This is a genomic window from Longimicrobiaceae bacterium (assembly GCA_035936415.1).
Taxonomy (GTDB): domain Bacteria; phylum Gemmatimonadota; class Gemmatimonadetes; order Longimicrobiales; family Longimicrobiaceae; genus JAFAYN01.
In genome coordinates, this window is the sequence record DASYWD010000580.1 from 1 (window position 1) to 11,397 (window position 11,397).

The 11,397-nt window shown below is 65.6% G+C and carries 9 protein-coding genes; 4 read left to right on the forward strand and 5 right to left on the reverse strand.

Going from position 1 to position 11,397, the window contains the following annotated elements:
- Window positions 1–64 precede the first annotated feature (64 nt).
- Window positions 65–655: a hypothetical protein gene (locus VGR37_23215; protein HEV2150329.1), complete on the reverse strand. Its 591-nt coding sequence runs from the start codon at window positions 653–655 to the stop codon at window positions 65–67.
- Window positions 656–991: 336 nt separating this feature from the next.
- Between VGR37_23215 and VGR37_23220 the strand changes: the two genes are divergently transcribed.
- From VGR37_23220 to VGR37_23235, 4 genes are all read left to right on the forward strand, one after another.
- On the forward strand, window positions 992–1,255 hold the full coding sequence (locus VGR37_23220; GenBank protein HEV2150330.1) for a hypothetical protein: 264 nt from the start codon (window positions 992–994) through the stop codon (window positions 1,253–1,255).
- 240 nt (window positions 1,256–1,495) lie between these two features.
- Window positions 1,496–2,389: an alpha/beta hydrolase gene (locus VGR37_23225; protein ID HEV2150331.1), complete on the forward strand. Its 894-nt coding sequence runs from the start codon at window positions 1,496–1,498 to the stop codon at window positions 2,387–2,389.
- Between the two features lie 183 nt (window positions 2,390–2,572).
- Window positions 2,573–2,968 (forward strand): response regulator, encoded by a 396-nt coding sequence (locus tag VGR37_23230; GenBank protein ID HEV2150332.1) that lies wholly within the window; start codon window positions 2,573–2,575, stop codon window positions 2,966–2,968.
- 288 nt (window positions 2,969–3,256) lie between these two features.
- Complete coding sequence (locus VGR37_23235; GenBank protein HEV2150333.1) at window positions 3,257–4,855, forward strand: S8 family serine peptidase; 1,599 nt, start codon at window positions 3,257–3,259, stop codon at window positions 4,853–4,855.
- Between the two features lie 316 nt (window positions 4,856–5,171).
- Here VGR37_23235 and VGR37_23240 read toward each other — a convergent pair whose 3' ends face one another.
- From VGR37_23240 to VGR37_23255, 4 genes are all read right to left on the reverse strand, one after another.
- Window positions 5,172–6,830, reverse strand: a complete 1,659-nt coding sequence (locus VGR37_23240) for an HD domain-containing protein (GenBank protein ID HEV2150334.1) — start codon at window positions 6,828–6,830, stop codon at window positions 5,172–5,174.
- Window positions 6,831–6,996: 166 nt separating this feature from the next.
- The gene (locus VGR37_23245; protein HEV2150335.1) at window positions 6,997–8,097 is read right to left on the reverse strand and encodes a metallophosphoesterase; all 1,101 of its coding nucleotides are present in this window, start codon (window positions 8,095–8,097) and stop codon (window positions 6,997–6,999) included.
- Window positions 8,098–8,211: 114 nt separating this feature from the next.
- Window positions 8,212–8,667, reverse strand: coding sequence for a hypothetical protein (locus tag VGR37_23250; GenBank protein ID HEV2150336.1), 456 nt, complete (start codon window positions 8,665–8,667; stop codon window positions 8,212–8,214).
- 556 nt (window positions 8,668–9,223) lie between these two features.
- Window positions 9,224–11,397: TonB-dependent receptor plug domain-containing protein (locus VGR37_23255; GenBank protein HEV2150337.1), on the reverse strand; the 2,174-nt coding region annotated here is incomplete at its 5' end.

An 11,397-nucleotide genomic window follows, 5' to 3' on the forward strand; every position in this document is an offset into this window, starting at 1 on the left:
GGAGGGCCACCCGGCGCGCGGGGTGGCCCTCCCTGTGTTCCTGCCGTCCGGCTCGTCCGGCGTTCTACCGTTCGCGGACCGGGGCGCCGCACCCGCAGGCGCCGCAGGAGCAGAGCACTCCGCCGCACACCAGGCACTCGGACGCGGCGAAGTCGTCCAGGGCGATGCCGCAGGAGTGGCACTTGGTGCGCCGGCGCCGCGCCCCCGCGGTCTTGCCGGTGCCGGTGTCGCGGACGCCCTCGTAGGGAACTCCGCGCTCCTCCATGAAGTGGCGGTGGCGGTCGATGGCGCCCTGCCGCTGCCGCTCCGCGACCTCTCCGCGCTCGACGGCGCGCTCCTGCTCGCGCTCCTCCTTGAGCGCGGGCCACTCCCGGTACCTCTGCTCGGCGCGGGCGAGCTCGTCCGGGTCGGTGACTTCGGGGATCCGTGCGGCGACGACGGAGCGGGGAAACACCCGGTGGCGGAACTGGGTGAGGCTGAAGAGGGAGACGTTCCCGGCGGCCGGGTCGCTCACCTCGGGGTCGAACACCAGGATGTCGCCGTCGGCGGAGTGCCGACCGATCCACAGGTTCCCCCCGTTGAACCACCCGTCCTTGTTCGGGGCATCGTTCCCCAGCCAGACTTCCTTGCGATCACCGTCGGTCTTGGTCGCCATTCAGGGGACCTCCTTTCGGGCTTGCAGCGGCGGCTCTCCCGGCGGACGTCCGGGAAAAGAAGAGCCCGCGGCGTGTGCGTCAGCGGAAACGCATACCGCGGGCGGCTCGCAGTCGAGGCCCGGTGGCCTCGGGCGAGTCGTTGTAGTAAACCCCGGCTCCGGGTCGGTTCCCCATCGCCGGAACGGCCGGGGGTGCTCTCCCGCCACGTCGGGGCGCTCCCTACCGCCGAAAGGGGGGTTCTCCTTCTACCGGGAGGACGCCGACACCGCTATTATTGGGCCCTGAAACGCAGCACCTTTCCACGTGAGCCGGACCCCCGGCCGGAGGAGACAGCCATGAGGTCCCAGCGCATCCTGCTCATCAGGTCGGACAACGACGACGAATCGCACCGGGCGCTGTACGGCTGCCTGGCGCAGAGGGGCTATGACGTGTTCGAGGCGGAGGACGAGGAGGAGGGGATGCGGATGGCGTGGGAGCTGGAGCCGGACCTCGTCATCGGCGAGGAGGCCGTGCTCGCCGCCGACCGGGCGCGCACCTTCGACGACGTCGTCCGCACGGTGGAGATGCTGATCGACCTGCCGATGGCAGCGCACGCGTAGGATCGGGACGCGCGGGAAGAGAGATGCGAGCCCCCGGCTGGGTGATCCGGCCGGGGGCTCGCTCGTTCATGCGCAGATGCCGCTCCGCCCGGTTCCCTCCCGGGCCTGGCCCGATCTTTTCATCCCGCCGGGTCACCCTCCGTCGCATGCCTCCCGGATGCTACCGAATAAGTTGCGATGAGAAAGGCTGTCGTTTCCACCCTGGTGCTGCTGGCTGGCTGCTCGGGGGCTTCCGTGCCCGTGAAGTCGGATAGAGCGGGCGGCGAGTCGGTCTCTGTGGTCCGGGACTGCAGTCTTCCCGCGCCGGCTGATCCGGCCCGTATCGACCTCGCCCGGGACGTCACCTACGCAGTGATGGACGGGCAGCCCCAGCGGCTGGACATCGCCTGGCCGAAGCAGCCCGGGCCGCACCCGCTGGTCGTGCTGATCCACGGCGGCGGGTGGAGCGGTGGAGACAAGAGCTCCTACCATGACGCGATGCGTCTGCTCGTGGGGCAGGGATACGCGGCCGCCTCCGTGAACTACCGGCTGGCGGCGGCGCCGCGAAACACCTTCCCGGCAGCGGTGGAGGACGTGCGCTGCGCCGTCCGGTGGCTCCGCTCGCACGCCGGAGAGTACGGGATCGATCCCTCCCGCATCGCCGCGCTCGGCAGCTCCGCCGGGGGCCACCTGGCGGCGATGCTCGGCACCGCGCCGGACGTGGCGGGGCTGGACGGATCGTGCCCGCTGCGGGAACCGTCGCCGGCCGTGAGCGCGGTGGTCGCGACTGCCGGACCGCACGACATCCGCACCGCGGGGGCGCTGAACCCCAGCCAGCGAGGCATGGTGGAGAACTTCCTGGGAGTCCGCCCCGAGCTGGACATGCAGCGGGCGCTGCTCGCATCTCCCGCGGTGCACGTGGATGCGGGCGCCCCCCCGTTCCTGCTGATCCACGGCACGGCCGACCAGGTGGTGCCGATCCGCCAGTCCCGATCCATGCGGGACACGCTGCGCGCGGCCGGTGTGCCGGCGACGCTGGTGGAGCTGCCCGGGGTCGGGCACAGTGTCGGCGAGCTCACCACCGATCCGCGCTTCCGGGTCTCGACCTGCACCACGCTGGCCTTCCTCCGGCAGCACCTCCAGCCCGGAGGCTGAGGACGGACGGGCGCCCGCGGGAGCGGCCGGGTGAAGGCCGTCCACCGGATTCCAGGGGGGATGAAACCTTTCGCGGGTTCGCGCCGTCTAAACCGCAGTAGCCGGCATGCACGTACCCGAGGCGTTACCCTTCCGGCACCTGATCGCGGTGCCCGCGTGATTCGCCCTGCCGAGAATGTCCCCATGCTCCATCCCACAACCGTGCTGGTCGCCGACCCTCACCCGGACTGCCGCAGGATCTACCGGCACATCCTGGAGCACCTGGGCTATGCCGCCCTGGAGGCTACGAACCGCGCGGAGATCCTCGCCCAGATGCGGGAGTTCAGCCCTGACCTCGTCCTGATGGAGCCGAGCATGGAGGGACCCAAGGGATGGGAGCTCGTCGCCGAGCTGAAGGGCAGCCCCGAGTTCGGGGACGTTCCCATCGTGGCGGTCACCGCGTACGCGATGGCGAAGGACCGGGTCCAGGCATACGAGGTCGGCTGCGACGGCTACCTCCCCAAGCCCTGCAGTCCCAGGCTCGTGGTGGCAGAGGTGGAGAGGCTCGTCGGCGCGCACACCGCCACGTCGAAGGGATGACGGAGCGGCAGCGAAAAGCGGTGCAACGTCGCCCAATTCTGCAAACCCGTTTCACAAATTTTGTGCAGGGCGCCTCCCGCCGACGCCACGCCGGTGGGGCTCCCCCCTCCCTTCCCGCAGTGCCACTCCGCCCGTAAGCAGTTCCAACACAGCAAGTTAGCCATCGCCCTCCCTCGGCGCCCACGGGGGCGGGCACACCGCGCACGCCAGATGCACCGTGGCGGTCCCGTCAGGACCGAAAGTCACCGGGTCCAAATCGGGTCGATCAAACCTTCCCACGGAGGCAGCATGGCACGTCCGACTCTGCACGCCCGTACGGCGCTTCCCGCCCTGATGATGGGCGTCGCGCTGTTTGCGGCAGCGTGCGACAATCCCACTCCCACCGCGGCCCCCGCGGAGTCGCTCCGCTCCCTGACCGCCGGCGAGAAGACGGTGCTGGTGGGCTTCACGTCGCAGCCGGGCGATGCCGAGGCGGCGCTCATCGAGAGCCTCGGCGGCCGGGTGATCCACCGGTACAAGTACATCCCGGTGCTGGCCGCGGTGATCCCCGCCGCCCAGCAGAGCGTGCTCGCGGGCGCGCTGGGCGTGGCCTACGTGAACGAGGACCAGGAGCTCCGGGCGCTCGGCGGCAGGCAGGTCACCGACTACGGGGTGACGAAGATCGAGGCACCGGCCGCCTGGGCGCTGGGCTTCAGCGGCCAGAATGTCAAGGTCGGCATCTTCGACTCGGGGGTCGACCTGGAGCACCCCGACCTGACGGTGGCGGGCGGAATCGACCTGGTGGGCGACGGCTACGGCTTCGACGACTGCAACGGGCACGGCACCCACGTAGCCGGGATCGTGGGCGCGCGGAACAACGGCAACCACACGGTGGGCGTCGCGCCGCGGACCACGATCTACTCGATGCGCCTGCTGAACTGTGAGGGGAGCGGCAGCTTCCTCACCATGATCAAGGGGCTGGAGTGGGCCATCGACAACGGCATGCAGGTGGTCAACATGTCGTTCGGCACGGTGCTGCCGACGGTGCTCAGCGACGCGGCGGACGCCGCGCTCCAGGCGGCGTACGACAGGGGCATCGTCCTGGTGGGCGCCTCGGGGAACAGCAGCTCGGCGCACGTCGGCTACCCTGCCTCGCATCCGGCGGTGATCGCGGTGGGCGCCACGGACGACCAGGACATGCTCGCCAGCTTCTCGCAGTTCGGCACCGAGCAGGACCTCACCGCGCCGGGCGTGAACAACCTGGCCTCCTACCCGGTGGGCAAGGGGGTGGAGACGGCGCTCACCGTCGGCACCGACAGCGGGCGTGAGCTGGAGGCGATCGCGCTGGCCTTCGCCGGGATGACCCGGAAGCAGGGGCTCGCCGCGTCGACCATCTACGCCGGTCTGGGCACCCCCGCGGACTTCGAGGCGGTGGACTGCACCGGGAAGACGGCGGTGGTGATGCGCGGCGGGATCAGCTTCGCCGAGAAGACGACGTACGCGATGGACGCCGGGTGCGCCGCGGTCATCATCCACAACAACCAGCCCGGCAACTTTAACGGCACCCTGGGGACGGCCGCGGCTCCCGACGGGCGCGCCTGGATCCCGGCGATCTCCGTCTCGCTGGACGACGGGCTCTACCTGAAGGAGCAGATCGAGTCCCGGCCGACGAGCACCACCGTGCTCAACACCACCGGCAACCTCGCCATGCTGAGCGGCACCTCCATGGCCTCGCCGCACGCGGCCGGTGTGGCGGCGCTGGTGCTCAGCAAGAACCCACGGCTGTCGCCGGTGCAGGTGCGCGGCATCCTCCGCAGCAGCAGCCAGGACCTGGGCACTCCGGGGTGGGACCCGGTGTTCGGCCACGGCCGGGTGAACGCGAAGCGCGCGGTGCAGCAGACGCCGTAGCGCTGGCAGAGCGAGTGCAATGCAGCGCGGGGCGGCCAGGCCTGGCCGCCCCGCGCTGTGTAATGGGAGCCTCGACGGCCCGCGCTTCTCCTACCGGCCTTCTTCTACAATCCGCAGCGGTCAGAACGACACCTCCAGCCCGACAGTCGGCAGCACGGGGAACATGCTGATCCCTGAGCGCCTCGGTGGGTTTTATCGAGGTTTGTAAACGTAGAACAGCCGGTTCGGACTGTTCTCCTGCAGGACTGTGCGCTACCCCCACGTATTTGAGATCCCGCGAGCACCCTGCGACCGGTGGGGATCATCATGTGATCTACTAGCCCGGCTGGTGACCAAATGCGTCAACTTGGATCACGACGCGACCAATCTTGTGGGCGGCTTCCCGCAGCAGGTCATAAACCTTTAAGCTATTCGCACGAGCAGTGTTGCTGTTTGGATCAGGAGACCCGTGGAGTCGCTCCCTCACATGGTGAGGGCAAAACAGTCGTATCTTCCTAGTACGGCTCTGAAAGTCGCTTCCGAAGCTCTTCCACATTTCGGAGTGGTCGGACAACCGACTGACGTCACCCCGGCTGAGTGACTCGAGTGACACCATCCATACTGAGTTAGCAGGAGAACGCTTTGCTGGAATATCCACTACAAGCTCGAGTGGGTCGAGATTCAATCCAGTAAACGTTGCATTCAGGCGGTCAACTAAATCAAATGCCAGCGAATCGATGACCGCGCGACCCGAACTGTCGATTGCACTCCGCACGTTTTGAAGAATTTTATAGAGATACTGATCATTGGAGACTGATACCGTCACGAGCCGTTTGTACGGCGTGCGACCGGCGGACCAAGAGAGGGATGCGAGCATCTCCAAGCACTTCTCGATAACGCGCCTTGACTCCGCAGATTGCGGAAATCGAATGCCGGCAGCTCCATCTCCAGCCGCAACTGCTCGAACTACTTCCAAGAACCACTCATCAGAAGTCCGTGGGTTCAGGACGACCTTACGGAACCATTGGTCGAATCCGGTTTCTCTCCCGAGTCCCCGGAGGCGGCGAATGGCAGTGGCCAGGACAGCCTCGTGCGCACGGGTTGTTCGGTGCCAGTACAACTGCGTGAACATGTGCCACCGCGCCACCATAACCTGCTCCGCGGGCACCCGGCCCTTGTCAGTTATCGCCAACTCATAGTGGGTCCGCGCCTCCTTGGCGTTTCCGACCCGCGATCGTACTGCTCGGCCCTGCTGGTCGACCTCTACAACGGTCAGGGATTGAAAGAGGCGATCCTCGTCAATACTGCGCCCGAAAACGACGCCAGCGTGGTGCGAGTCGCGTTGGAGGTAGTCCAGCTTATCCGCATCGATCGGCCCATCAATAATCGAGTGGAGGAGGGGCGCCGCTCCATGTGCGAGATTGGAGAAATCTCGACCATCTAGCACCGCGGTGACATCACTGCCCGAAATGCCTAATTTTTCAAATATCGAATCTAGGCTGGGCGCTCCTGGAGCACAATCTGCCAGTACTTCCTGTCGAAAGTCCTCCCGAGTGAGGAGAAGCTTTGTAAAGCCCTCGTGGTCATACACATCCGTCAAGTCCCCTTGCTCGTCACGCTCTGTATCTTCAATTACATGGGAGTACGGATATTGCCCCAAGTCGTGGCATAGAGCAGCAACTAGAAGGGTACGAATTTCCCTCTCTCGCATCGTATCGCGAAAGAAATCGCAGTTTGGATCGTGCCAAAGGGCGTGGACGTAATTAACTGCCTTGGCGAAGACTCCGAGGGAGTGCTCAAACCGCGAGTGATTCGCTGACGGAAATATCCTGTCGACGAAGCCGAGTTGCCTTACTCCGCGTAATCGCTGGAATGAGGGATGGTTTACCAGTTCCGCAATTTCACTCGGAAAGGGAACCCGGGTGTTCGGAGCAATACGGATAGATGGGGGATTAAGCAGTCGAAGTTCCGGCAGGTTTGGGAGAGACGAGTACATACAGGTTCCGTTGGTTCAGTTTGGCGAGAGATGTTGCACCGTTAGGAATCCATCACGATCACCCAAACCTGGCCGGGTCAACTGCGGGTCTGCGCCTCCCCTTCTGCCGGCGATGCCTGATGCGTTCATCCCCAGTCTGCAGGCACCCGTCGTGGTCGCCGATGAGTTACTGTCGGCGTTGGAAGTGGTAGGTGCCAGAATAGCTACTGGCTCGGAAGATATGCCTGTCGTACACTCGCTTCTCGTAATCCATTGAGTCCCGACCGATACGATAGACGTTAAAGCTATTGCCTCTCGGTTCACCGAAGACACAAAGGCTACCAGCCGCCGCACAGATGATGCGACGCGGGTCAGGGGATGCGCTTTGTAACGTCGGCGAATCTATGAATGAGAGATGCTCATGCCCGAACAGTAAGAGATCGACGCCACTCTCTGCACAAGAATTTAATACGTCGTCCGCATTGATAAGCTTGGTGAGGCCGGAAAATTTCTGATCGAATGGTAAGTACGGGTGGTGATGCAGTAGGACGATTGTGCGAAATGCCATATCCCCTATCCTGTGACGAATGCCATCGGATGTCGTTACTCTACGGGTCGCAAAAAGATCCTGACATACATTGCGGATGAAGGCGAGTGATCTTTCCGACACTCGACCTCGAGCGGCCCGGCCAACGAGGTCTCGACGTTCGTCCTCGCTAAGCTCTGTAGAGTCGACTCCGATGACAACCAATACAAACGGCTCCCCAGCAACCCCGTTGCTTTTGATCAAGTGAGCATAGGGCAGCCGGGGATAGACGCTGGTATTCTGCACTGGAACCGACAGGCCGTACTCCTCCCAATTCTCTATGGGGAGGGCCTCCCTGAACACTGTCTCGAAGGCCGTTTCCTGCCGACGGAAGTAGCTGTCATGCCAGCGATCATGGTTGCCCGGAATAACAAAATGCCTGATCCCTGCATTCAACCCAACAGGAAATATCGATCCGTCCTGGGCGACCTGGCCGCGACTGACCACCTGCTCGGCCAAGCCGAACGCAACCGATGTTCCTCTCGTAGTCAAATCACCGCTGACAACTAGAATGACGGGGTGCTCCGACTCTAGCAGCATCAAGCGCTTGACCGCATGCGATGCTGCGCTAAGTAGATAGTATGCGTGTGTCTTCGTTCCGGGGCTCTTGATGCGAAGGCGGCGTCCAGGCTCTGTGATGGGCTCGTCCAGATGGAGATCGGAAACGTGAATGACTGTGATTGCATCCGCCATGTTCGCCATTTTTCAAAGTTGCATCCGTTATAGGAGCCATTAAACTCTGCGCTAGCACGAGCCCCTCCTCGCGGGGCAGGTACTAGCAATCAATGCAACCTGTCAATCTGCGGCACCCGACTTCTATACGGTGAGGGCACCCACTCCGGTCGCAACCTTTAGGTTCTCGTCAAGCCACAGCACCATACCTCTATCTGGACTCAGCACGGCAGTCCCGAGCAACTCGATGTCCACCTCCCCAGTTCGCGCAAGACGTTGCTTTACGGTGGCGTCGATCGCGTCGAGTACCGAGCCACAAACGGCAACCCCGAGCCCGCATGATGCATCTAGCTGACGGACAATCTCGGCACGCGGGAACTCTACAAAATCGAATCCATCGTGCGAGATGAATGACTCAACTGAAACGGCAGCACCACTAAGGCGGGCTTCCAAGGCTATATCAACAGCGCGAAGACCGATGCTCGTCACGAGACCAGTTAAATAGCTCTCGACTTCGACATCAGCAAGATCCTCGATGGTCGCCGACGCTGTGGTGCGGATCAAGCTCTCCAGTTCCCGAAGTTCAATTCGGTTTTTCATCGGCTGCTCCCAGTCGAGTGGTGGAGAATCGTCACCGGTCTGCGGATAACCTGCACGAACTGGACCTGTCGGCACACACCAGCTAGCTGATCTCAGGGGCGGAGGAGAGGCCACCTCGGCATCAAATAGCACTTTCCTGAGGACAAGATTAAGTTTATCGACTAACATGCGCAAGGAAACTTCAAATGCGGCGAACGAGCCCTCAGGGAAGAGTTGGCACCCGGGAGCCCGGAGCAGGGTGGCGATCCCCGCTAATGACCTGCGGCGGCTGTTCACCGAAGCGCCGGCCATATTACTGGACCCGCTGGGACGACGGTGAAGTTGCGGAGCGTGAGCAACCCCGAAGTGGTGGGACAGACCACATCGTCGATTTGAGGAGGTGGATCGTACGCCAAGGAGCAAGCGCCAGCGCGCATCTATCAGCTTAGGGCAGTGATCGGCTTGGCGCCACTGAATTGTCTTCCGCTCCACGCTGCCGATTGGTGGAATGAAGTGCGAGCTGCCGTCGGTCGGGAAGCGTACGCAGTCAGGAAAGCGCACTGGGAGCGGGCCGGGATCAGAACGAAACCTCCAGCCCGATCGTCGGCAGCACGGGGAACATGCTGATTCCTGAACGCGTCGCCGGCGTGTTGTCGAAGTTGTAGAAGTAGAACAGCGGGTTGCGCTGGTTGTACACGTTCAGCACCTGCAGGTACGGCGTCGCCGTGCCCCAGCGCGCTTTGTAGGTGCGGCGCAGCGTGGCGTCCAGGCGGTGGTACGCCGGATAGCGCTCCCCGTTGCGCGGGCCGAGCACCACCGCGAACGGCGGCCGCCCGTCCTCGCCCTGCGTGCCCCGGCGGTTGACGCGGTACTCCCCCGTCCCCAGGTCGTAGTCCCAGTCCATGTACTGCCCCAGCGGGCGCGTGTAGGGGATCCCCGAGCCGAAGTTCCAGCGGGCTCCCGCCTCCACGCCCCAGGGGAGGTCGTACTGGAGCACCAGGTCCACGTCCAGGCGGCGGTCGTACACCGGAGCGTACGTCTCCGTGGCCCCTTCCTCGCCCCACCCCCGGGCGATGGCGTCCGGGAGCGTCTGCCGGGCGCGGAGGAGCGATACCGCCGCCCAGCCCCGAAGCCGGCCCGTGGTGCGCCTCAGCATGAAGTCCAGCCCGTACGAGCGCGCGTCCCCCGCCAGCAGGTCGTCCGCGGCGTCGTTGGGGTCGTCCGCAAAGTTGATGGCCGTCACCCCCTCGAAGCGGCGGAAGTACGCCTCCGCCGAAGCGTACCAGTCGTCCCCCCAGAACCGCTCCACCCCGAGCTGTGCCTGGTCCGATACCACGGCGGGGATGCTGGCGTCCGCCACGATCCAGGTGTCGTTGGAGAGCGGGAACGACTCGTCGCGCAGGGAGTGGAGGAACTGCGTGTAGCGGCCCAGGGCGAGCTTCACCGCCCCGTCGCGCTCGCGCCCGAAGAAGCGCTTCACCGCCAGCCGGGGAGAAAGGAGCGCGTGCGTGGTCTCCTGGGCGCGCCACACGTCCGCGCGGAGGCCGGGCTCCACGATCCACCGCTCGCCGGGACGCCAGCGGAGCTGCCCGTACCCCGCGCCCAGGATGCCGTCGTCCTCCGCGAAGAAGAACTCCGTCCCCCCCGCCCGGCTCACGTTCTGGTAGGCGAGGCGGTTCCCTTCCACCCCCAGGCGCACACCGAGCGCGGGCGACAGCTCCCGGCCCAGGTCGGCGCGCGCGGTGACCTGGCGGATGCGGGAGGAGAAGCGCGTGTCGGCGAAGTCCACGAAGCCCAGCGTCTCGCCGAAGCTGGAGTAGCCCAGGCGCGTGTCGGCCACCCAGGCGCCGACCGGCTGGCTCCAGCGCGCCCCGACCACGTCGTTCCCCCAGTTCCAGCGGATCCGCAGCACGTCGCCCGCGTCCGCGTCGGCGCCGGGCGGGTCGAAGTCGCTCAGGTCCAGCACGTCGCGCCCGGTGTACCCCGTCACCCGCAAGGTGCCCCCGCCGGGGGTGCCGAGCACGGCGCCGCCCTGCACGTCGGTGAGGTGGTAGGGGAAGCGGACCGGCTCGGGGAGGAGCACGTCGAAGTAGGAGCGGCGCGCCGACACGTACGCCATGCCGCCCGCGCCCCCCGGGAGGCCGGGGAGCGCGGCGCGCAGCGCGAGGCGGGAGGCCAGGAGCGAGACGCCCGCGTCTCCGGCGATTCGCCCGTCCGCGTCGTCGCGCGTCTCCACGTTGAGAACGGAGGAGACGCGGCCGCCGTACTCGGCGCCGAAGCCACCGGCCAGCAGCTCGGCGCGGGCCACCACGTCGGAGTTGAAGACGCTGAAGAGCCCGCCCAGGTGGAACGGGTTGAAGATGGGGAAGCCGTCCAGGAGGATCAGGTTCTGGTCGGCGGAGCCGCCGCGGACGTGGAAGGCGCTGGAGAAGTCGGAGGTGGTGACGACGCCGGGGAGAACCTCCACCGCGCGGAGCACGTCCGCCTCGGCGAGCCCGGGGAGCACCTTCAGCTCCGCGCCGCTGACGACGCGGGTGGTCACGCCCGCCTCCGTTTCGAAGCGCGCCCGCTCGCGTTGGGTGTCGCGGGTGCTGCGGACCTCGATCCCCTCCACCTCCACCGCGGCCGAGCCGGTGAGGCGCAGCTCCACTGCGCGATCCTGCCCGGCCCCCAGCGACACCGCGGCCTCCGCCGCGGCGTAGCCGATCCGCTCGGCCCGAAGGCGCCAGCGCCCCGCCGGCACCCCCGCGA

What these genes read in the sequence shown, in the direction of transcription:
- VGR37_23230 (HEV2150332.1), top strand. Translation starts at nt 2,573, where the DNA reads ATGCTCCATCCCACAACCGTGCTGGTCGCCGACCCTCACCCGGACTGC.
- VGR37_23215 (HEV2150329.1), bottom strand. Translation starts at nt 655, where the DNA reads ATGGCGACCAAGACCGACGGTGATCGCAAGGAAGTCTGGCTGGGGAAC.
- VGR37_23240 (HEV2150334.1), bottom strand. Translation starts at nt 6,830, where the DNA reads ATGTACTCGTCTCTCCCAAACCTGCCGGAACTTCGACTGCTTAATCCC.
- VGR37_23235 (HEV2150333.1), top strand. Translation starts at nt 3,257, where the DNA reads ATGGCACGTCCGACTCTGCACGCCCGTACGGCGCTTCCCGCCCTGATG.
- VGR37_23220 (HEV2150330.1), top strand. Translation starts at nt 992, where the DNA reads ATGAGGTCCCAGCGCATCCTGCTCATCAGGTCGGACAACGACGACGAA.
- VGR37_23250 (HEV2150336.1), bottom strand. Translation starts at nt 8,667, where the DNA reads ATGAAAAACCGAATTGAACTTCGGGAACTGGAGAGCTTGATCCGCACC.
- VGR37_23245 (HEV2150335.1), bottom strand. Translation starts at nt 8,097, where the DNA reads ATGGCGAACATGGCGGATGCAATCACAGTCATTCACGTTTCCGATCTC.